The organism is Desulfofundulus thermosubterraneus DSM 16057, from assembly GCF_900142025.1.
GTDB lineage: Bacteria > Bacillota > Desulfotomaculia > Desulfotomaculales > Desulfovirgulaceae > Desulfofundulus > Desulfofundulus thermosubterraneus.
Genome location: NZ_FQZM01000030.1, coordinates 18355 through 39582 on the forward strand (window position 1 = coordinate 18355; position 21228 = coordinate 39582).

The 21228-nt window shown below is 56.6% G+C and carries 17 protein-coding genes and 1 tRNA gene; 4 read left to right on the forward strand and 14 right to left on the reverse strand.

Annotated elements, in window-relative coordinates; translation table 11 throughout:
• Nucleotides 1-125: 125 nt before the first annotated feature.
• The 7 genes from BUA65_RS11700 to BUA65_RS11730 form a co-directional block, all read right to left on the reverse strand.
• Nucleotides 126-962 carry an IclR family transcriptional regulator gene (locus tag BUA65_RS11700; RefSeq protein WP_072869870.1) on the reverse strand — a complete coding sequence of 279 codons (837 nt, stop codon included), beginning with the start codon at nt 960-962 and terminating at the stop codon, nt 126-128.
• 222 nt (nt 963-1184) lie between these two features.
• On the reverse strand, nt 1185-2495 hold the full coding sequence (locus tag BUA65_RS11705) for an MFS transporter (protein ID WP_084062342.1): 1311 nt from the start codon (nt 2493-2495) through the stop codon (nt 1185-1187).
• Between the two features lie 302 nt (nt 2496-2797).
• Entirely contained in the window at nt 2798-3139 is a 342-nt protein-coding gene (locus BUA65_RS11710; RefSeq protein ID WP_072869871.1) for a carboxymuconolactone decarboxylase family protein, read from the reverse strand.
• An 84-nt stretch (nt 3140-3223) separates the two neighbouring features.
• Nucleotides 3224-4534 carry a Wadjet anti-phage system protein JetD domain-containing protein gene (locus BUA65_RS11715; protein WP_072869873.1) on the reverse strand — a complete coding sequence of 437 codons (1311 nt, stop codon included), beginning with the start codon at nt 4532-4534 and terminating at the stop codon, nt 3224-3226.
• A 6-nt stretch (nt 4535-4540) separates the two neighbouring features.
• The gene (locus BUA65_RS11720; RefSeq protein ID WP_072869874.1) at nt 4541-7927 is read right to left on the reverse strand and encodes an ATP-binding protein; all 3387 of its coding nucleotides are present in this window, start codon (nt 7925-7927) and stop codon (nt 4541-4543) included.
• Nucleotides 7928-8560 (reverse strand): DUF4194 domain-containing protein, encoded by a 633-nt coding sequence (locus BUA65_RS11725; protein ID WP_072869876.1) that lies wholly within the window; start codon nt 8558-8560, stop codon nt 7928-7930.
• A 15-nt stretch (nt 8561-8575) separates the two neighbouring features.
• On the reverse strand, nt 8576-10000 hold the full coding sequence (locus BUA65_RS11730) for a Wadjet anti-phage system protein JetA family protein (protein WP_072869878.1): 1425 nt from the start codon (nt 9998-10000) through the stop codon (nt 8576-8578).
• A 301-nt stretch (nt 10001-10301) separates the two neighbouring features.
• On the opposite strand from BUA65_RS11730, the gene sfsA reads away from it, so the two are divergent.
• From sfsA to arsC, 3 genes are all read left to right on the forward strand, one after another.
• Nucleotides 10302-11003, forward strand: coding sequence for a DNA/RNA nuclease SfsA (gene sfsA, locus BUA65_RS11735; RefSeq protein ID WP_072869880.1), 702 nt, complete (start codon nt 10302-10304; stop codon nt 11001-11003).
• Nucleotides 11004-11054: 51 nt separating this feature from the next.
• Nucleotides 11055-11936, forward strand: a complete 882-nt coding sequence (locus BUA65_RS11740) for a DMT family transporter (protein ID WP_072869881.1) — start codon at nt 11055-11057, stop codon at nt 11934-11936.
• A gap of 399 nt (nt 11937-12335) precedes the next feature.
• Complete coding sequence (gene arsC / locus BUA65_RS11745) at nt 12336-12761, forward strand: arsenate reductase (thioredoxin) (RefSeq protein WP_114281493.1); 426 nt, start codon at nt 12336-12338, stop codon at nt 12759-12761.
• A gap of 43 nt (nt 12762-12804) precedes the next feature.
• Here arsC and BUA65_RS18295 read toward each other — a convergent pair.
• From BUA65_RS18295 to BUA65_RS11760, 4 genes are all read right to left on the reverse strand, one after another.
• Nucleotides 12805-12901 (reverse strand) — tRNA-OTHER (locus BUA65_RS18295).
• A 173-nt stretch (nt 12902-13074) separates the two neighbouring features.
• Nucleotides 13075-13815: an epoxyqueuosine reductase gene (locus BUA65_RS11750; protein WP_072869884.1), complete on the reverse strand. Its 741-nt coding sequence runs from the start codon at nt 13813-13815 to the stop codon at nt 13075-13077.
• 93 nt (nt 13816-13908) lie between these two features.
• Nucleotides 13909-14730 (reverse strand): SWIM zinc finger family protein, encoded by an 822-nt coding sequence (locus BUA65_RS11755; protein WP_072869886.1) that lies wholly within the window; start codon nt 14728-14730, stop codon nt 13909-13911.
• 18 nt (nt 14731-14748) lie between these two features.
• Complete coding sequence (locus tag BUA65_RS11760) at nt 14749-17898, reverse strand: DEAD/DEAH box helicase (protein WP_072869888.1); 3150 nt, start codon at nt 17896-17898, stop codon at nt 14749-14751.
• Nucleotides 17899-18119: 221 nt separating this feature from the next.
• On the opposite strand from BUA65_RS11760, the gene hcp reads away from it, so the two are divergent.
• Nucleotides 18120-19406 carry a hydroxylamine reductase gene (gene hcp / locus BUA65_RS11765; protein ID WP_072869890.1) on the forward strand — a complete coding sequence of 429 codons (1287 nt, stop codon included), beginning with the start codon at nt 18120-18122 and terminating at the stop codon, nt 19404-19406.
• 158 nt (nt 19407-19564) lie between these two features.
• Here the strand turns inward: hcp and BUA65_RS11770 are convergent, their stop codons facing one another.
• The 3 genes from BUA65_RS11770 to BUA65_RS11780 form a co-directional block, all read right to left on the reverse strand.
• Nucleotides 19565-19954 carry a helix-turn-helix transcriptional regulator gene (locus BUA65_RS11770; protein WP_072869892.1) on the reverse strand — a complete coding sequence of 130 codons (390 nt, stop codon included), beginning with the start codon at nt 19952-19954 and terminating at the stop codon, nt 19565-19567.
• Nucleotides 19955-20189: 235 nt separating this feature from the next.
• Nucleotides 20190-20744 (reverse strand): permease, encoded by a 555-nt coding sequence (locus BUA65_RS11775; RefSeq protein ID WP_072869894.1) that lies wholly within the window; start codon nt 20742-20744, stop codon nt 20190-20192.
• Entirely contained in the window at nt 20741-21220 is a 480-nt protein-coding gene (locus tag BUA65_RS11780; protein ID WP_072869895.1) for a permease, read from the reverse strand. The genes BUA65_RS11775 and BUA65_RS11780 overlap by 4 nt, the downstream gene beginning before the upstream one ends.
• Between the last annotated feature and the right edge of the window lie 8 nt (nt 21221-21228).

The following is a 21228-nucleotide window of genomic DNA, read 5'->3' on the forward strand; positions in this document are numbered from 1 at the left end:
AAAATATTGAGGATCAGTCCGGACGCCAGCCCGGCATTCTGAGGGGGGTGGTAGAGGTCAAACCCATGGAAACGGAGTACCAGACCCTGCGAACAGCTCTTGCCCAGCGTTTTCGGAACATGAACTCAAGATAAGGCTTCCCTAATCAGGGCATCCTGGCCTGTCGGTGCATATGGTTCTTTTCCGCTAAAGGCGTCAGTTATTCTCCTGGCGGCCTCTTTTACTTTTTCCGCATAAAAAGGCATTACTTCTGGGTTCATCTGCGCAGCCAGTCCGATACATGCAATGACCATATTAACATTGCCATACAAGTCGAAGATCGGAGCACTTACACCGCAAATCCCCGGCGTATGCTCCTCATAACTCTCGGCATAACCCTTAACGCGGATTTGCTTTAGGTGTTCCTTGAATTGATCTACATTTGTTATGGTCTTGTTTGTAAACCGCTTGATCCCCACTTTTCTAATAACTTCCTCTGCCTCTTGTTCATCTAAAAAAGCTAAAAAGCACTTGCCAAAGGAAGCGCTGGTAATAGGGAAATATTGCCCAATACTCACTGTGACGCGAACCGGCCGGTTGGGTTCTTCCTTAGCCACGTACATTAACCGGTTGCCCGATATAGGTTCGACAAGAACGCTCGTCTGCCCGGTTTGTTCGGCCAACCATTTCAGATGTGGCCTGGCCGTTTTAAGGTAGTCAATAAATTCCGCCGCTCTCGCTCCCAGGACAATCAGATACGAACCAAGGCTATAATGTTTGGAATCTTCATCATAGGAAACTAAACGGTATTCATTGAGCACTTTTAAAATGCGGTAGCAGGTGCTCTTGTTAATTGAAAGATCCCTTGAAATTTCGGATAATGTACTTAAACGATGTTTGTAACGGCTCAGGTATTCTAGGATTTTAATGGCCGTTTCTACGGCCGGAACCTCTGACCTGTTCTTTTTACTTTCGTTTAGCATTTCCAAACCCCTTGTCTTTTTTAATTTAATTTTCCCAAGAAATGTTTCATACCTGGAACCAATTTCTCTTGAAAATTATACGGTTTCTGGTTCCATCCTGTCAACGGTATCCGGACAAAGAGGTGAACCTCAACAACCTTATCAACTATATTTATGAAAAGCCCGGCCGGGCCGGAATCAGGGCTTCGAGCGGCAAAACGGTACTGTCCCAACTCTTCTCATCTACTCCCCGGTTTTAGCGGCCCACGGGAAGCGCCGGATGAGGAACAAAGCTAGCACGAGCCCTGCCACCGCCAGGAGGTTGAGAGCCTGAAATACCGCCGGTACGCCCAGGTGGTCGGCCAGTACCCCCAGCAGGGTTACTCCCACGCCGCCCGTACCCACGCCAAAGCCAATGGTGAAACCGCTGGCCAGCCCCTTGCGGTGGGGCATAAGCTGCTGCCCGAGGACGATGGTGGTCGAAAAGGTGCTGATCAGGGCTGCGCCTATAAAGGCCAGCAGCATCAGGGCAGCTAAACCGCCACCGGCATGGAGGAATAAATAGATCAGGGGGATGAGCAGGGCCATGGAACCGGCCATCACCCGGGGGGCTCCCAGAACATCGGTCAAAGGGCCCCCTAAAAGGGTGCCGAAGGCCCCGGCCAGCAGGAAGACGGAAACAAAATACCCGGCCAGGTGGGCATCGCCGTGCAAATAGTCGGTGTAATAAAGGGGCACGTAGGTAGAAAGCCCCGCGTGCAGCCAGGAACGGAAAATGATATAAATGAGGAGCAGGGTAAAGGCAACCAGGGTTCCCTTGTTCCATTCCACACCGGCAGTTTGCGTAGAAGTCCGGTTCTTCCCTGAAAGGGGTGTCCCGCTTCTTTCTTTTCCATCTGCAGGGCCTCTAAAAGCCTGCCTTACCCCTTCTTCTTGCAGGGAATTAAGGCGCGGCCAGCAAAACATCAGCAGGCCGGCGGTAACCAGGCCAGGCAAAACGAAATAAACCGTGGCCTTCGGTCCACCCAGGGTCAAAAGCCAGGCCATGAACAGGGAACCCAGGCCAAAACCCAGGTTTCCGCCTACGGAAAATACGGCCATGCCGCTTCCCTTGCGCACACCGCTGGCCAGGTTGGCCGCGCGGGAACCTTCCGGGTGGTAGGCCGCCACGCCCAGGCTGGAGACGGCCACCGCCAGCAGGAGAAGGGAAAACCAGGGTAAACGGCCGGTAGCGGCCAAGCCCACGCCGGCCACCAGGCAACCCAGCGGCAAAAGCCAGCGGGCCGGACGCCGGTCGGCAAAATAACCGAAAACAGGCTGGATAACCGATGAAGCCACGTTGGACACAAGCACTAAAAGACTGGTCTGGGCATAGGTAAGGGCAAAGGCCTGTTTTAATACCGGCAGCAAAGCGGGTAAGGCTCCCTGGGCCATGTCGGTGACCAGGTGGCCCCAGGATAAGAGCAAGAGCACACCCGCAATCGGCCTTCGCTGTTTTGCCGCCTTTCCCGCCGGCACTGCGCTACTTGTTGCTTCCATTTTTGATACGGACAAATATTCCACCCCCATTTAGCACAACCGCCCTTCGCAGGGCTTTAATCTGACGGCAACATCATTAAAGTTAATCTTACTCCTCCCCCTCCTTTTGTGGCAATGTCAAAAAGGCAGCAAATACAAAGTTAACATATTAATCATCAATTCTTTTTACCGTTTTTCAGGAGCTTTTTGGGGCACAAAAAAACTGCCGTCCTTAAGAAGACGGGCAGTAACCATGCCAGGAAAGAAACTTACATATATTAACAAATTAATCCTGTCAAGAACAAGTATGCTGCCTGCAAACAGGGCAGGGAACATCCCTAACTTTTTCCCGCCAGGGAGTCCAGTACCTGCAGGGCTTCCGTGGCGTAGGCAGCCGCCGGTCCGCCCCCCATCAATACGGCCACGCCAACGGCTTCCACAATTTCTTCCCGGGTGGCGCCCAGCTCCAAAGCCTTGGCCACATGGACGGCGATGCAGTAGTGGCACCTTATGGCCACGCCAATGCCTATGGCGACCAACTCCTTCTGTTTGGCGCTGAGGGCTCCGTCGCTGATGACGGCTTCGTGCAAATCCCGGAATCCCTTCATCACCCGGGGCAGCTCTTTGGCCAGCTTGCCCACACCCTGGTTAAAGTTCTCCAGCGTTTTTTGTACGTCCAAAATTTTCACCTCTTTATAATTTATACCTTAAACTTTTTAACCTATTCGACTCCTTAGCTAAAGTTTCCTTCCAACCGGGCAATTTTATACCTTTCGCTCCCCCGGTTCATAGAGGGTGGACGGCGGCTCCACACACTCCTGTTCCAAGCGCAGGCCCTCCTGGAGCATTTTTTGAATCACGGGGTGGAAGAGGCGGTAATCCGGATCTTCCAGCAGAGAACGGAGGCGCCGGCCGTATGCTGGGGTAAAGGGCGAAGTAAACCGGCGGTATTGTTCCAGGGTGGGCACATCCATGTACAGGGGCTTCAGCCCGGGCAGGCAGCGCTTATGCAGGTGGACAAAGATGGAAAAACCCCCATAGTCAATGTCGCCCCAGTGATAAAACGGCACCGCCCGGCCGGTACCGGCCAGATATTCCCGCAGTTTACTTAAAAACCGCCGGCGGACCGTGTTATGATAACCCCCCAGGTATATGGCCAGAAATTTGTCCCGGCAGGTCTTAACGAACTGGTAAAAGGGGGTCAGGTTTTCAATGGTGATAATATAATCGGCGGCAACATTTTTGACCGTCAGCCGGTCCACCATCTCCGCCGGCAACCCCAGGTCTGGGGAAAAATCTCCCACTTGCAGGGTACGGCCTTCAACTGCAAATTCCAGGCCGCCGCTGATGAAAATGTGCTGGGGGTTGTCCACAACCCCCACTTCGGCCAGAACCTGATTGACCTCTGCGGCAGTAAGGGTGGTCTCTTTTCCCCCGCCGTCTTTCCCCCAGTCCGGGTGGAAATCCCGGACAATTCGCGCCACAGTTGGAGCCAGATTGTTAAAAGCCTTGCTGTTGCCCAGCACCCGCAGACTGAAAACCCGCCTGGGTATCTCTTCCTGCAAAAGGCTAATCTCACGAATAACCATGAAAAGCTGCTCCGAATGCTCCCGGTCCGCGGGACTCAGGTAGGGCTGGCTTTCCCCTTCTTCCAGCCGCCGGGCAACAGTATGGAAGAATTCCTGCGCCCAGGGGGCCGCCCCCCGGGCATAGTGCCTGGCCAGGCGGGCCAGTTCCTGGAATTGCTCCGCCCTGGGACGCCGTTTCAGCCGGGCGTAGGCCTCGTTCAGGTGATCAGTATTTAAGGCCACTTTCTCGATGAGATTATTTTCCTCAAACTTGACCCAGCGAATCTCAATTAACCCCCGGCGCTCCAAAGCCAGGGCGGCCCCATTGATCTCTTCCTTATACCGGACGGTGGTATCGTCAAAATAGCGGGGCATGGTCCGGGGTTCGAAATGAAACCAGATGCGCCGGTTGCCCCCTTTGCCCCTGGCCAGGGCGCTGCGCTCATACTTGTCCAGCAGAGTCTCCAGAATATAGCGTTCGTAGTCCATTGCCATCACCAAAGCCACAAAAATTTAACCCGCCGCCCTTTCCGCCGCCTCAATCCGGCTTTCGCCAACCGCTTCCTTAAACTGCTTGTAATCCTCTATCCAGCTGGTTTTCCCGTCGCGCATCACCAGGAGGGTGGTGGGTACATGGGGGCTGATAAACTCGCACTTGTCGGTAGGGGCGGCGATGATGGCCTGCATCCCCATCTCATTGATAAAGCGCAGGGAATTTTCCATACGGTCGATATCCATCCGGTTGAAGGCCTCGTCAAAGAGCATCAACCGGATGCTGTCCCGGTTGGTCTTGGCCCGGTAGAGCTGGGCAAAAGAAGCCACAATGGCCACGTAATAGGGAGTCTGGGTCTCGCCACCCGACTTTTCCCGGCAGACCTTGCTGAAGGTAGAGGTTTCACCGTTGGCATGGGTAATTTTGATATCATAATCCAGAAAACTGCGGTAATCGGTGTATTCCGCAATGCTTTCGGGCAGGTACCTGGGCGGCAGGTTGATGATTTTATCAAACAGCTCGTCCAAGGCCTCCCGGTGCCGCTGCTGAAAAACACTGTCAAAAAGGGAGACGCCTCCCTCCACCATTTCCGTATCCTCCAGCATCTGGTAGAACTTGCGGTGCCTTTCGGAAGGGTATACCAGAAAACGGTATTTATCTCCGCCAAAGGAAATATCCTTTAAAGCTTCGTTTAAGAAGTCAAATTCATTGCGGGCGTTTTGAATGTTCTCCCGCAGCTTGTAGATGAAGTGCTCCTTGAACTCCTCCTCAGCTTCCCTTTTGGCCTGGTTAATTTTTTCCTCATATGTGGGCAGCTCGCTATCCACCAGTTTCTTATACTCCTGTACCCACTCGTCATTCTCATCCGCTTCTATTCGCCCGCCGAACTGGTACTTATTGTTATATTCGGCCTTGAGGAGTTCCAGGGCCTTTTCCTTGTTAAGAATAAGCGTTTCCACGCTCTTGCGGTTGTGGGCGAAGTTGGCCGCCACCTCCTGGGGCGAATGGCGCCGGATCTCCCGGGCGTAACGCCTTTCCCCCTCGGGCACAATACGGGGGTTCAAGGAGCAAAACAGCCGGAACTCCTCTTCCAGCCGGGCATGCTCGTCTTCCAGGGTCACCCGTTCCGTTCTCTTCTGTTCCAGGGTGGTCAATAATTCTCCCTGCCGCTGGTTATATTTCTCAATCCGGCCGTTCAAGGCGTCCATTTCCAGTTCCAGTTGATCCAGCTTTTGCTGCAGGGCGTCAATGCCTGAAGTATCCACCCCGGCCAGTTCCTGTTCCCTGGCGGACAGATCCCGCCGTAACGCGGCCAGCTCCAGCCACGTCCCCCGGCGCTCTTTCAGGAAGATGTAGTGTTCGTCCCGGCCGCTTGTTGTCTGGCTCAGCCTTTCCAGCCTCTCCAACCGGGGGAGCAATTCCTTCCGCGCCGCGGCAATCTCCTGCAGGCGGGCTTCTTTGCGGGCAATCTGGCGGGCATAGGCCCGTTCACCGATAAAGGGAGTTTCGTAAACTTCAAATTTAATCTGCCGGGCGGTATGATTGCTGTAGGTCATGCAGGTCGGGGTAATGGCCCGGCGGTAATTTTTCAGTTCCTGTTCATTTTCACACTTGATCAGGTCGCCCATAAGCTGGTGGACGTAGGCCAGGGCATAGCGGTTTTGGGATCGCACCTCGCAGGCCAGGGAGTTGGGTTCAATGCGGTTCAAGTACTTCAACACCCGGCCGGTATTGACCAGGCCTACCCCTGAGATGCGCCGTTCCTTTTTGTGTTTTTCATATACGGAAAGGGCATAATCAAAATGTTCCGGCTCCACAATCAGGTCGAAGCGCCGGGTGTTGAGCCAGCCCTCCACCGCGTCCTGCCACTTCTCGTCGGGAACTTCCAGAAGCTCGCAGAGCACCCTGGGCTCCACGTCAATGCCTTTCACGGCGCGGAACTTCTCCCGGATCAGATCCCGCAGGTCGGTCACCTTGCGGTCGTAAATATGCTTCTTGTTGCGCAGGCTGGCCAGTTCCTGCTGCAGGGTCTGCTCCTCCTGATCCAGCTCCTTCAGCTTGCGCCGGATTTCCCAGGCCTGTTCCTGCACCCTTTCCCGCACTCTCCCCAGGGTTTCCCGGCCCCGGTCAATCAACCGGCCCAGGGCATCGAGGGATTCCCCGTCACCGGGCGGCAGGGGCTGCCCGTCCCCAACCTGCCCGTCACCGGCCGCGGCCAGCCCCTGGAGCCCGTCCACCAGCTCCGCGAGCATACTGCGCTCAGCCGGTAAAAGCAAATCTTCCCCCGCCTCGTCCAGGAGTTGCGCCAGCACCCGGCATTCTTCCCGGGCGGTTTCAGCTACCAGGCTGCAAGCGTGGGACAGTTCCTTCACCCGTTCCTTGAGGGTGCGGATCTCACCTTTCAAACGCTCCACCAGTTGCCAGGTGGTATTGGCCGCCAGGGCGTCCCGGTAGGACCGCTCCTCCTCCCGGCAGCGTTTCAACCGTTCCCTGGCCCCGTCCAGAGCCTGGCTCAACCGGGCCAGCTCTTCTTCCAGGGCCCGGGCCTGTTCCAGATTGGCCTGCAAGCTGGCCGCCACCCCGTCCCGGTTGGCCCGCAGGATCACGTAATCCTGGATCAGGGCCCTTTCCCGGTCCCGCTGGATCTCCCGGTATTTTTCCTGGATATTTTCCAGAGCGGCTATTTTCTCCCTGGTCTGGGCCGCCAGGTCGCTGTACTCCTTGTAGCGCTGGAGGTTCTCCCGCATGATATCAATATTTATTTGCTTCTCTTCCAGCACGTAGGAGTAAACAAACTGGCGGATGTCCGTTATCGGCTTAAAGGAGATGGCCTTTACGAAAAGGGTAAAGAACCGGTCCCCCAGGGAACCCAGCTTGTGGAGCAAATCGGCCTGGTATTTTTCCACCGTGGGATAAATGGTGGCCCTGCGATCCCTCACCGCGGCCCGGAACTCCCGGATATTGCGGGGGTGCTTGCCCGCTAAAAAAAGGCTGTCGTCCAGGCGGCAGTCCTCGATTTTGAAAAAACGGCTTTCATAGGTCACGTCATCGGCGTAGGAATCAATGACCGCCCCCAAAAGGAAATAGTTCTTCCTGGAGGTATCGTAGAATTCCAGAACCACATAGGAAGTAACGTCGCCCTGGCGCTCGTACTTGCGGCCGCTCTCGCTGTCCCGCCCGGTCTTGCAGCGCACGTAACCCAGCAAATCCCGCCTGGTCTCGTCAAAGGCGGAAATGTTAAATTTAACCCGCCGCAGGTCGGCCACCAGCACGTACTGGATGGCGTCCAGAATGGTGGATTTACCGCTGCCGTTGTCCCCGGTGATCAGGGTGCTGCCCCGGATGCGTATGGTTTCGTTGGTAAAATAGTGCCAGTTGATCAACCTGATGCCGGTTAATTCTTTCAATTACACCAGCTCCTCAGCACCGTTTTCCTTTTCCCGCCCTTCCTCCGCCCCGGCCCGGCGGTAGGTATCCAGCTTCTCGTACACCTGCCGGATGTCCTCCACCCGCAGGGCGAAGAGAATGGTGGGAAACACCTCCAGGCGGCAGTCGGGATCGGTAACCTCCCCGTCCAGCACCCGCAGGATGTTGAAACGCTTGAGCAGGCCCATGGTTTCCCGCAGGGTCTTTTTATCAATGGGCCGGTTGCGTATTCTCAGGGCCGCATACTTGTCCTGGATCTCCCGCACGGTAATCATTATGTTTTCCGTAACGTTGATTTGGCGGCGTTTTTCTTCGTAGCAGAGGCGCAGGATGAGGATGATAATGCTTTCTTCCAGTTTCAGGCGCAGCCGGTTATAAGCGAAATCGCTGAAAACACGGTAGACCCCATAGGCCCGATCTCCTTCCAGGCTCCAGCCTCCCAGCTTCAAATAGGCCCGCAGGAGGTCTTCGTGCCGTTCAATAAAGTAGTAATCCCGGCGGTTTTCTTCGTTCTTGCGGGTGATGAATGTGCAGGAGAGAAGCCTGTTCACCACCCGTGTAAATTCTTCCCGCTCCGCCGGAAGCAGGCGATTCCACTGTTCCAGCAGTTCCATCCGGCTCGCCCTTCCTTATTTTCTTTCAAAACGCAAATCTCTAAATTCAAAGCGGCCGCCGGCACAGGACACCCGGGGCCTCCCTTCCCGGTGCACCCGGTAACCTACCTGGCGCGAACGCCCGTAAGCCGTAGCATAGATCAGTTTGATAAATTCCTCCACATCCTCGATGCCTAGCTCCCGGGCGCAAATCTCCTTTCGCCCGGCCAGCTTTTCCATCACCCAGGCGTTGATTTTCTCCCGGGTCATGCGCCTTTCCAGCTGCTGCCGGAAGGAGCGCAGCCGCTCTCTACGGCGCTCCGGGTCAATTTCCTCCAGCTCCTGCACTTCCCGGGGCTGGTGCTGCCTGGCCGCCTCCCTCCCGGTATAAAGGGACTCCCGGTCCAGAAATCCCTGGGTGAAGAGGCTGAACAAGCGACCCAGCTCTTCCGGAAGGAGGTCGTCTGGGCGCATGCCCTCCTGCGCGCGCAGCCCGGCCAGGAACTTTAAAATTTCCATCAGCTGGCCTTCCACGTCTTTACTGCTGTTGAGGATATACTTCAACTGCTGGAAGGAAGCATTGGCATAGCGGGCATTGCGCCGGTCGATTTCATCCAGCAGGTCGTCCAGGCCGATGTAGGCCTGGCGGATGTAGTCAATACGACGGTAAATCTCCTGCCGCGCCGTGGGCAGATCCGGAAAACGCTCCCGCTGCACTTCCAGACCGGCCGTCCGGTCCACCCAGGCCGTATCGTTGTACCACTGGTTCAAACGGGCAATAATCTTCGGACGGTAGCGGGAAACGTTGTCCGAAGTTTTCAGGCGGTGGTAGCTGCGGTCGATAATTTCCTCCATGTAGTCTTTAAAATGAATCTTTAAAATCTCCCGGGGCTCCTTTTCCGCCAGGACCCGCTCAATGTAACGCTTAATGTTGTGATTTAAGGATTTCAAACCGTTGATCAGCTGCTCGGTCTGCTCATAGGCCTTTTCCAGGGCCAGGTTGCCCTGGCGGTCGGCCTCCTCGGAATGGAGCAAAGTGTAGGTGGCATAAACATATCCCTGGTATTCCACCTGCCGGTGGCGGCGGATCTTGTCCAGCACATCCAGGATTTTTATGGCATAATCGGGCAGGCTGATGTACTGCACGTAATTGCTGTACACCTCGCTGACCACCCAGCCTGTGGCTTCCAGCTTGCGCAGGATAAAGGCAGCCCTTTCCCGGGGCCCGGCCGGCGTATCCAGGGATTCCTCCCAGATCTCATCGGCCAGGGCCTGTTCAAAAAAGCCGTCCTTTTGCTCTATATAGTCAACAATCAGGTCGATGACCACATCCCGTTCCATCCCGAAGGTGGTCAGCTGGTACTGGTCGTAAATGCGGAACAGGATGGCCGCGTAGTCTTGCTTTAAGGGGCTAGCCAGGACCGAAAAAAACCGCTCCGGGATGACGGCAAAAAGGTTCACTTCTAAACCCTCCCGGGGAAATTTTTTAACTGGATGTGGTTCGGCATCGCCAGTAAATTTCCTCTTAATTGTACTAATTTTTCAGGGGGAAATACAACCATATCCATCAATTTTCCCCATGATCCGTTGTGGCCCTTAGCGGTGGACAACCTTTCCGGACTTTAGCAGAAAGGGAACCGGGTCCATCCGCAGAAACAACATATATGGTAAATGTTCAGTGATCCCGCTATGGTGCCGGTGGTAGCGGTTTTACTGAACAATTTCACATAATGTATACAAGAAATCGGGGAACATGGTTTCAATGCTTTGCAGTATATTCTTACCTCCACAACTGGAAGAAGCCACTTTCATCCGCCGCTTGAACCGCTTTGTCGCCGAGGTGCTGGTGAGGGGAAATCAAGAGCTGGCCCACGTGCCCAGTTCCGGGCGCATGGCGGAATTGCTCGTCACCGGCCGCCGGGTGTGGGTGAACCGCCACCGGAACGAAGGCCATAAAACCACCTGCCGCCTGCTGCTGGTGGAGTACGAGGGCATACTGGTATCGGTGGACGCCACCCTGCCCAACCGGCTGGTGGGCCGGGCACTGCAGGCACGGGCGCTTGAGGCCTTTTCGACTTACGAAACGGTACGGGCTGAATATTCCCGGGGCCACAGCCGTTTCGATTTTTATTTGAGCGGCCCGCCGGGCGGGTGCTTGCTGGAAGTGAAATCCGTCACCCTGGTGGAAAAGGGAGTGGCCCTTTTTCCCGATGCCCCATCAACAAGAGGAACAAAGCACCTGGAGGAGCTGGCGGCCGCCCGCAGGGAGGGACTGCAGGGAGCGGTTCTCTTTGTGGCCCAGCGGGAAGACGCCCGCTGCTTTTCCCCCCATCACGGGCAGGACCCGGCTTTTGCCATGGCACTGCAGCGGGCTGCAGCAAGCGGGGTACGGGTGCTGGCCTACCGCTGCCGGGTGACCCGGGAGGCGGTTACCCTGGAAAAGGAGATTCCCGTTTTGTTGTAAATGGAAAGGGATCTTGTCATGCTATGATATAATGGGAGGATAAAACAAAAAATGCATAAGCAGAAACAAAAGCCCGGGCGACAGGGCCTGGGCGTGGCACTGGTTCTATTTTCCACCATTTGCCTTAGCGTGGAGCCCGTAGCGGCCAAAATCGCCTACCGGGGCGGCGCCACCGTAATGACCACCCTCACCCTGCGTTACATTCTGGCCGCCGCAATCTTCTGGCTGCTCATCCTGGCGGGAGGTTATGCTTTCAGGCTACCCCGCCGGCAGCTGCTGGCGGTAACGGCTCTTTCCCTGGGAACTCAAACGCTCACCGTAATGGCCCTTTTCGAGGCTTTCCGCTACATACCGGCCGGAATGGCCATTTTATTTCTGTATTTCTACCCCACGGTGGTCACAATCCTGGCCTTTTTCTTTTTAAAAGAACCTTTTACCTGGCGAAAGGGTCTGGCCCTTCTGCTTACGCTTGCCGGCTGTGCCGTTATTCTGGGGCAACCGGTAAATTCCCTGGATATGCGGGGAGTAGTGCTATCCCTGACCGCCGCCTTAACCTACGCGGTTTTCCTGGTGGGTTCCACCCGCCTGCTGGCCACCATACAAACTCCGGTATACAATGCCTATGTTTCCACCATTCTGGCCCTGGCCGTGGGGGGGCTTGCTCTCATGCGGGGGCAGTTGAACCTGTCCTTCAGCTCTGAAGCGCTGGTGGCCATCGGGGTGCTGGGCATTGTTTCCACCGTCCTGGCCATGGCGGCCCTTCTGCGAGGGATAAAGGAAATCGGCGCCTCCCGGGCGGCCATTATCAGTACCTTTGAACCGGTGGCTACGGCTGTGCTGGGTTTTCTGGTGCTGGGCGAAAGCCTGACGGCCTGGCAGATGATCGGAGGGGCGGCCGTCCTGGCGGGCGTCTTCCTGCAAAGGCGGGCATGAGCCGGATCCCGCCGGCCAAAAAAGGGAAGACATCATCATCGTTTCAAGCTCGGATAGTTTCTGGTGTTACGTAATAGCGTTAGGTGAATGTTCAGCAAGCGAGCTGCGGTGCGCATCTTACGCGAAGCATTGGAGTGAGCGAGGACCCAGCACTCACTGGGATAGCAGCTTTTCCCAAAACCTGATGTGTCAATAAACGTGGAACACCGGGAGGAGAGTCATATTTGGGTGAGTGCTGGGCCGCATCCAACCGGGTTTACTGAACATTTACAGCGTTTGCACAGTTGCTTTAACAAAACGGCAATACTTCAGTGACCTTTAACGAAAAGTTAATTTGTAGTGGGCTTATGAGTAATTTATAATATAAATAAAATGTTACAAAATGGGGGGAATAAATTTTTGTCCAGGAAGAAGAAAGTGCTATTCCTCTGCACCGGCAACTCCTGCCGCAGCCAGATGGCCGAAGGGTTTGCCCGGACCATGGCTCAGGATAAATGGGATGTTTACAGCGCCGGAACGGCTCCCGTCGGGGTAAACCCCCGGGCCGTTCAAGTCATGGCCGAAGCCGGTGTTGACATTTCCGGACAGAAATCCAAAGCCATCGACCCGGAAATCCTTAATTCCGCCGATGTGGTGGTTACCCTGTGCAGCGACGCCTATGAAAGCTGCCCCCTCACCCCGCCCACGGTCAAGCGCATCCACTGGCCCCTGGAGGACCCGGCCCGGGCCACGGGCACGGAAGAGGAAATCATGGCCAAATTCCGGGCCGTCCGGGATGAAATAAAAAAACGGGTGGCCGAACTGCTCGCCACCTTAGAGGACTGACCGAAAGCCACCCACCATACGTTGACCCCGGTAAAAATTGTTCTGGAGGGGAGAGGTCGGAATCGAACCGGACTCCCACCTGGGTTGCAGGCAGGCCGACGGGTTTGCAGCCCGCGGGAGGCACCAGCCCCGCTCTCCCCGTTTTTTATTTTTCTCCACAGGCCCATAAAATCCTTCTATATGGGTTATTTAATTATTCTATAGCCCGGCGAGTTTTGATAAGAATGAAAAATAACGAGGTCATGCCCGTGACCTGCACCGATAAACCGGCCATCAGGAAAGAGCTTCCCTTGCAAACGAACCACCGCCCATGTCACGGCACCCCTAGGGCGCAGGGGCCGGTGGCGCATTTGCCGCAAACGTCGCAAAGGCCAAGGTCGGTGTAGTAAGCGTCCACCTCCAGAAGGCGCTGGTAACATTTCTTTTTGTCCAGTCCCTCCACACTCAACGCCCCGGTGGGGCAGAGCTTTACACAGGCCGTGCAGGATCCCTCCCGCCGGTACAGGCAGTTCTCCCCGGCAACCGGCGGGTTAGAGGAGAGGTCCACGTCCACCACCAGGCTCCCCAGGCGGCCGGCACACCCGGACGGGGTGATGAGCATGTGGTGCAGCCCGAAGGTACCCAGCCCGCAAAGGCAGGCTACATGTTTGTGGGACCAGAAAGACACCAGGGCCACCGGGTCAAAATTATGAGTGGGCTCACACCAGGCGGCCTTTACCCCGCGGTCTTCCAGTTCCCGGGCCAGCACACGGCATGTTTCGCCGATCAACTGGTTTGTTTCAATATAGGCCTCCGCCCACCGGCGGCTTACGTAAGGATCCCGGCGGTGGATTTTAACCAGTTCCGGAGTAAAAGGAAGGAAAAAGGCCACCACGGAGCGGGCGCCCGGCAGCAAGTCCTGCGGCAGCAAATGGCCGGGACCGACCACTTCCTTTAATTTAGCAAATCCGGGATCATCGGCCCGGGCAAAACCCACCAGGGGAGTGCGGTAGCCGGTTTTGCCCCGGTGGTTATTTACCACCCGGGCAATAATTTCTTCGATCAGCTTTTCCATACTTATCCTCCCCAGCATTATCACCAGCTCTTTTTAACTCTTTGCCACCGGCTTCCTTCTGGAATTAAGAGCAGATTTTCCCGCCGGAGGGGATCAACTGGCACCCCGGTCACTATCGCCGGGCCATTCTTCCTGCGCCCGGCGGCTTATGAGCCGGTAGATGCCGGCCAGGACCACCTCCGGCGGCTCCTTCCCCTTCCAGAATGGAGGCGGTCCAAGGGTTTTCAACAGCCCGGCCTCCACTTCCGGCGGTACCGGCAAAAAGCGCAGGCCGGCCAGCTCTTCACCCTCATCCCAGAAGCGGTCCAGCTGCCCTTCCAGGGACGGGCCGGCTGGTTCCGGGGAAGCCGGGGCAATCTCCTCCCCCTGCTCCTGTTCTACCCGGGCCGCCCTTTTTTCCCTCAGGGCGGAAATCAACTGCTCCCGGGTGCGCCCCCGGAGCAGGAAGAGGAAAAAGGGGTCTTCATCAAATTTCTCCCCCAGCAGGTAATAGACGGCGGCAATATGCTTGCAGGGATTGGCCCAGTCGGGACACGAGCAGTCGGTCCTGATATCCCCTGCCGAGCGGGGGAACAGGGACAGGCGCGCCTGGCGGAAGGCCTCTTCAATGTCCCGGGGCATTTCCCCCGCCAGCAGCAGGGCGGCAAAAACGGCCCGGCCGGCCATTACACCTATTACCCTTTCCCATTCCCGGTCCGAAAGGGTCTTAACCTCTATGCTTACCCGGTAGGGGCGCGGGCGGCTGCCCTGCACCCGGGCTGAAACCACCCCCGGTTTTATATCGATTTCCAGAACATTGCCTGCCCGGGCGTAAGCCCGCCCCCGCCGCAGCCGCGTATCCCAGCCGAAGGATTCCAGTACCTCGAGCCAGCGCCTGCCCCACCATGTGGCACCAAAACCTCTCTTGGGAGCCAAAAGCCTTTACCCCCCTTGCTATTCTTCACCCAGGGCCTGAGCGCGCAGGGTCAACAACTCCCGCAATTCTGCAGTGGTCATTTCCGTCAGCCACTCCTCGGCGCCGGTTACAATACTGGCGGCCAGGGTCTTTTTTTCCTCAATCAGCTGGTCTATGCGCTCTTCCAGGGTGCCACTGGTAACAAACTTGTAGACGAAAACATTGAGCTTCTGTCCTATACGGAAGGCCCGGTCGGTGGCCTGGTCTTCCACTGCCGGGTTCCACCAGCGGTCGAAGTGGAAAACGTGGTTGGCCCGCGTCAGGTTCAGGCCCACCCCGCCGGCCTTCAGGGAAATCACAAAAAACGGCGGCCCGGACTGCTGCTGGAAGCGCTCCACCATGCGATCCCGCTGGCGCTGGCCCACACCACCGTGCAGGAAAAGCACCTCCCGGCCAAAATGGGCCTGCAGGTGGTTCTTCAATATTTCCCCCATGCGTGCGAACTGGGTAAAGATCAACGCCTTCTCCCCGCTGGCCAGCACTTCTTCCAGCATTTCCAGAAGACGCTTCATTTTACCGGACCGCCGGGCCGCCAGTATGCCGTCACCAAGAAACTGCGCCGGGTGGTTGCAGATCTGCTTTAACCTGGTGAGGGCGGACAGAATCAGGCCCCGGCGCTCCATGCCTTCCGCCTCTTCTATGCGTTCCATCATCTCCTGGACCACCGCTTCATACAGGGTGGCCTGCTCCCTGGTGAGATTACAGTAGACCCGGCTTTCCTGTTTTTCCGGCAGGTCCTGGATAATGCGGGGGTCGGTTTTCACCCGGCGCAGGATGAATGGCTTCACCAGCTGCTGCAGCCGCCGGGTCTTTTCCTGGTTCCCGTACCGCTCTATGGGCAGGGCAAATCGGCGGTTGAAATCGGCCGCCGGGCCTAAAAAACCGGGGTTTAAAAAGTCCATGATGGACCATAATTCCGAAAGGCGGTTTTCCACCGGTGTGCCGGTAAGGGCAAAACGGTAGCCGGCCTTCAATTTCTTCACGCTGCGGGTCTGCTTGGCAGCCGGGTTTTTGATGTTCTGGGCCTCGTCAAGCACCACCCCGTCCCATTCCACTTCCGCCAGCAGGCGTTCATCCCGCTGGGCCAGGGAATAGGTGGTCAGAACCAGGTGGCAGGCCCCGGCCTCCCGGACAAACTTCTTCCCCCGCAACCGCTGCGGCCCGTGATGAACCAGAACCTTCAAGTCCGGGGCGAAACGGGCCACTTCCCGCTGCCAGTTGCCCACCACTGAAGTGGGGCAGACCAGCAGCGCCGGCCCCCGGGGTTGCCCCTCTTCCAGGCGGTGCAGCAAAAAAGCAATAAACTGCACGGTCTTGCCCAGTCCCATATCGTCGGCCAGGCAGCCGCCCATACCCATGCGGGCTAAAAAGGCCAGCCAGGAAAAACCCCTTTTCTGGTACGGGCGCAACTGCCCCCGGAATCCCACCGGTACCGGCTGCAGGTCCAGTCTATCCTCATTCTTCAATTTCTCCAGCAACGGGGAAAGTTCTCCCTCTCCCGTCACGTCCAGCACCGGCAGGTCATCCAGCTCCAGGCCGGCCCGGGCCGGCATCCCCGCCGCCAGGCGCATGGCTTCTCCCAGGGTCATGACGTTATTTTTCCTGTTGCCGGCCAGCAATTCCAGAATCTTTTCCACCTGCCGGGACTCCAGTTCCACCCACTGCCCCCTCACTTGCACCAGAGGAAGCTTCAAGGCCACCAGTTTCTCAAATTCTTCCCTGCTGATGGTTTCCCCGCCCAGGGCCAGTTCCCAGTTGAACTCCACCAGGGTATCCAGTCCGAGGATCCCCCGGCCAACTCCCTCGCTCTGCCCCTCCTTGTACCTTCTTAACCTTAAACGCATACCAGGGACAGGGCCGGCAGCTCCCTCACCCCACCAGGAAGGCACCAGCACGCCCAAACCCCTTTCTTGAAACAACGGCACGGCCTGTTTCAGAAAAGTATACGCCTCGGCGGTGCTGAGTTCACAACGGGTGGGGCAGGGGTCCTGCAGGGACCTTTCCAGCGGCGGAAACAGCCGGCAGGCCTGCCCCAGGTCGGCCAGGAGGCGCTCCTGGGGGTTTTCAAAGCGCCGGTGCAGGAAGGTCAGGGCGGCGCCGCTTTCCTTCCACACCATTTCCACCGGCACCAGCAGGCTGGGATCATCCACGGCCTGTAAAAAGAAACTTAAAGTCCAGGTTTTTTCGCCATCGGGCGGCGGTTCCAGGCGGAAACAGGTGCGAAAAGGCACCTGCCGGCGCCGGGACAAGGGCAAGCGCCAGGCTATTAACTGCCCGGTCATTTCCTTGAGCATGTCCTCCGGCAGTTCCACCGGCCCTCCCCCACGGCCCAGCGCCTGCACCCAGAGAACAGCCGGATCGTTTTGACGGCCCTTGATACGTGCTCCGGGCGATGAGGCCAGCCATCCGGATATTTTTTCCTGCACCACCCGGCGGACAAAATCCATCACCAGGGCATCGGGTGCCGGCAGAATGGTTGCGGTCCCTTCCGGCGGGCCGGGGCCATTTTTCAAAGCGGCCACGGCACGGCATACGGGGGGCATGGACCGGGCCAGCAACTCCAGCCGGGAGAGGTCTTCCCGGGCGTTGAACGCGGGCCTCCAGACGGCCTGATAGCTTTTTTCATCCAGCAGGGGAATAAACCGCTGCCTGACCATCAGCTCCATGGCCCAGAGCGTTACCCGGCGCCAGTAGTACCAGCCGGCAGACGGCATAACCACATCCTGAGAAAAGCGGCCCTTTAAAAACATCTCTGCGGCCTGTCCGGCAGGAAACAAAAACCCCCCCACCAGCCAGGGCCTTAAGACGACCTCTTCATCCGGAAAAACAGGTTCATCGGCAGCGCCGGCCACCGGTAGAAGGGGTGAAGGCAGCGGCCGCCCCCCGGAGGAGGGCAGCAGGACCCAGAGCTCTACGGTATCCGGCACCCGCTTTAAATCCATCCCGTGGTATAAATCGGCCACTTCAGCCTGTCCGGGGTGCCAGCCCCGGGGCCGGCGCCCCCGCCGGCGGGGCAGCACCGTATCACTGAACTCCGTCCCGGGGGCCAGTTCTCCCCACACAAAAAAATAACCGCTGTCCTTACCCACCACACCGGCGGGAAGCCAGGTTCCGTGCAAAACCAGCATCAACATTCACCCTAAAGGAATGTTTCGACATTTATTAGCCGTTCCCTGCCCGGGTATGAAACAGGCAGCCGCTCAATGAAAGGCCGGATCATCGACGGACCGGTGAGGATTACTAAAAGCACATCTTTGCTGTGAGCCAAATCACTGCCCCGTTTCTTTGCCAGACCTATAATGTAAGCAGATGGTCAAGCAAAAAAATTCTCAAGGGGGTTGAAAAGCACATGTTTTGTTACCAGTGTGAACAGACGGCCAACGGCACCGGTTGTACTAAAGCAGGTGTATGCGGCAAAAACGAGGACATCGCCAGTTTGCAGGATACCATAATCATCGCTTTGAAAGGGATTGCCGCTTACGCCTACCACGCCCGGGAACTGGGTGCCAGGGATGAACAGGTGGACGCCTTCATGCATGAAGCGCTGTTTACCACCCTGACCAACGTGGACTTCGATTTAAACCGGCACATTGAACTGGTACTCAAGTGCGGCGAAATGAACCTGCGGGTCATGGAACTTTTGGATAAGGCCCACGTGGAGCGCTTCGGTTCGCCCGAACCCACCAGAGTCTCCACGGGCACCAAGGCCGGCCCGGCCATCCTGATCACCGGACACGACCTTTTAGACCTGTATGAATTGCTGAAACAAACGGAAGGCACTGGAATCAACGTTTACACCCACGGGGAAATGCTCCCGGCCCACGCTTACCCGGAGCTGAAAAAATTCCCCCACCTGGCCGGTCACTACGGCAGTGCCTGGCAAAACCAGAAAACTGAATTCGAACAGTTCCCCGGCGCCATTCTTGGCACCACCAACTGCGTGCTTATTCCCAGAGAATCCTACAAAGACCGCATGTTTACCTGCGGCATAGCCGGGCTGCCGGATGTAACCCATATTAAAAACCGGGACTTTACGCCAGTTATCGAAAAAGCCAAATCACTGCCACCCCTGCCGGAAAAAGAAGGCGGGACACTGCTGACGGGCTTCCACCACAACGCCGTTTTAGCCCTGGCCGATAAAATCATCGACGCCGTCAAGGCCGGCAAGATCCGCCACTTCTTCCTGGTGGGCGGCTGCGACGGGGTGAAGAAGTCCCGGAACTACTACACCGAGTTTGTCCAGAAAGTGCCCAGAGACTGCGTGGTGCTGACCCTGGGTTGCGGCAAGTACAAGTTCAACTACCTGGATCTGGGCGAAATTGAAGGAATCCCGCGGTTGATCGATATGGGTCAGTGCAACAACGCCTACTCGGCCATCCAGGTGGCCGCAGCTCTGGCCAGGGCCTTTAACTGCAGCGTGAACGACCTGCCCCTGAGCCTGGTGCTGTCCTGGTTCGAACAAAAAGCCGTGGCCATCCTGCTCACCCTGTTCCACCTGGGGATCAAGAACATCCGCATCGGCCCGTCCGCACCGGCATTCATCACACCCAACGTGCTCAAGGTGCTGCAGGACAACTACAACCTGAAGCTGATCACCACTCCCGATCAGGACTTGAAGGAAATCCTGGGTCAATAATCGCATCCGGCTCGTTAAGACTACTTGCTGCTGCAGTGATAAGGCCATGGATAAAGGTCCCGCCGGTTTATGGACACCGGCCGGGGCCTTTATGTTACCATGACGGTTCCGGGATGCCCATCCTTCACCTGAAGAACCGCATCCCGGCTGCGAACGTGTCATCTTTGCCCAAACTCCTCCCGGTACCTGGCCAGAAAATATTCCAGCCGCCTTTTGTTGTGTGTTATTGCTTCCGCCCAGGCATGGAGCAATTCCTCCCCTTCCGGAGTTAAACGATACAGGCGCCTGGCCGGACCGCCACCGCTGGTATCCCATTGGGATGAAACCAGGCCCTCCTCTTCCAGGCGACGCAGGTTACGGTAAACCGTACCCGGGTCGGCCTCACTGTCATGGAAGCCAAACTCCCTCAAGCTTTGTATCAACTCGTAGCCGTGGGTTGAACGGCGGTGAAGTAAAAGCAAAAGGCACGGCTGCATAAACCGCTCCATAGGAGCCCCGGTACACCGGCAGTCGCCGTGCCGGTGACCGGGACCGTGATTTCTGCACATCAGGCACCCCTCGCTTACCAGATGAAACCTATGTGGGACAACCCCCACCCCGGGCGGTGATGCGACAATACCTCCAAACGTCTTATTAATTTTTCTCGCGGGCAAATATTCAGCGAACCCGGTTGGATGCGGCCCAGCACTCACAAAAATATGGCTTTCGCTCCTGGTGTTTCAGGTTTAATTAATACATCTGGTTTCAGGAAGAACTAGTATCCCAGTGAGTGCTGGGTCCTCGTCATAACGGTTTAACTGAACATTTATTTTCGCCGGCATCTTGTGCAAACCTTCCCGTTTCCCCCACCTTTAATATCATCTCCATGAGGTACCCCGTAGCAATTATGGCCGGCAGGGTTAAAGCCAGGCGCAAAAGAGCAAAGGGTAACCCGACAAACTTGACTTCCATCATTAACATGGGAATTTTAATGGTCGCCCACGTGCCCAGGAAAATTACCGCATTCGCCAGGCGACAGCCCTTTCTGAGCAGCGCGTCGGCCACCGGAAAACCGGCATAAAGGGGACCGGCCGCCGCAGTGGCCACCAGAATGGAGATAATCACACCGCGCACACCAGAGTCCGGTCCTACGTTCTTCTCCACAATCTGACGGGGAACCCATACGTCCAGCAGGCCTACCAGGACGAAAATCGGCGGTATGAACAAAAGCATTTCCACCAGATAATCCAGGGCACTTCTAATTGCTTGCTCTCCCCTGGCCGGATGTTGCAAGTAAAGAAGCAGATCGGCAACCACCACTAAAGCAAACAGGGCATATCTCCTGAGCTGGGCTTTCACTGCAAAATCACCCCCATTACGCCCCCGATTACCAGGGCTAGCACAAACCCGATGGCATTGCGCCAGAAAGTAAATTTTTTACCGAAAAAGTTAACTTCCATGGGAGCCGTGATAATCCCCACCATTAACAGGGTCGTAATAAAACAGGCCACCGCCATCAAGCTGGCCCCGGATTGCAAAAGGGAAGCCGCCAGGGGAAAAGCGATAAAGGCGGGCATCAGGGTAACGGCGCCGGCCAGGGAAATGAGGAGAATGCCCGCAGGACTGTTATTTCCAAAGAGCCCCGCAATAACCTCCCGGGGCACCAGCGCCAGCATAAGGCCAATCAGCCCGATGATCCCCAGCATGCTGGGGATCAGGTTGCGAAAGGAGTTCCAGGCAATGGCCAGGGCCTTTTTTGTCTTCTGCCGGTCCCGCCGGAAAGAAATACATAAAGCTGCTGCCGCAAAAACAAAGAGGGTGACGTTGAATAACACAGAACCAC

Bases quoted from the DNA above. Each gene is read 5' to 3' on its own strand.
- BUA65_RS11770 (WP_072869892.1), bottom strand. From the start codon at position 19,954: ATGTGCAGAAATCACGGTCCCGGTCACCGGCACGGCGACTGCCGGTGT.
- BUA65_RS11740 (WP_072869881.1), top strand. From the start codon at position 11,055: ATGCATAAGCAGAAACAAAAGCCCGGGCGACAGGGCCTGGGCGTGGCA.
- sfsA (WP_072869880.1), top strand. From the start codon at position 10,302: ATGCTTTGCAGTATATTCTTACCTCCACAACTGGAAGAAGCCACTTTC.
- hcp (WP_072869890.1), top strand. From the start codon at position 18,120: ATGTTTTGTTACCAGTGTGAACAGACGGCCAACGGCACCGGTTGTACT.
- BUA65_RS11750 (WP_072869884.1), bottom strand. From the start codon at position 13,815: ATGGAAAAGCTGATCGAAGAAATTATTGCCCGGGTGGTAAATAACCAC.
- BUA65_RS11760 (WP_072869888.1), bottom strand. From the start codon at position 17,898: ATGCTGGTTTTGCACGGAACCTGGCTTCCCGCCGGTGTGGTGGGTAAG.
- BUA65_RS11700 (WP_072869870.1), bottom strand. From the start codon at position 962: ATGCTAAACGAAAGTAAAAAGAACAGGTCAGAGGTTCCGGCCGTAGAA.
- BUA65_RS11725 (WP_072869876.1), bottom strand. From the start codon at position 8,560: ATGGAACTGCTGGAACAGTGGAATCGCCTGCTTCCGGCGGAGCGGGAA.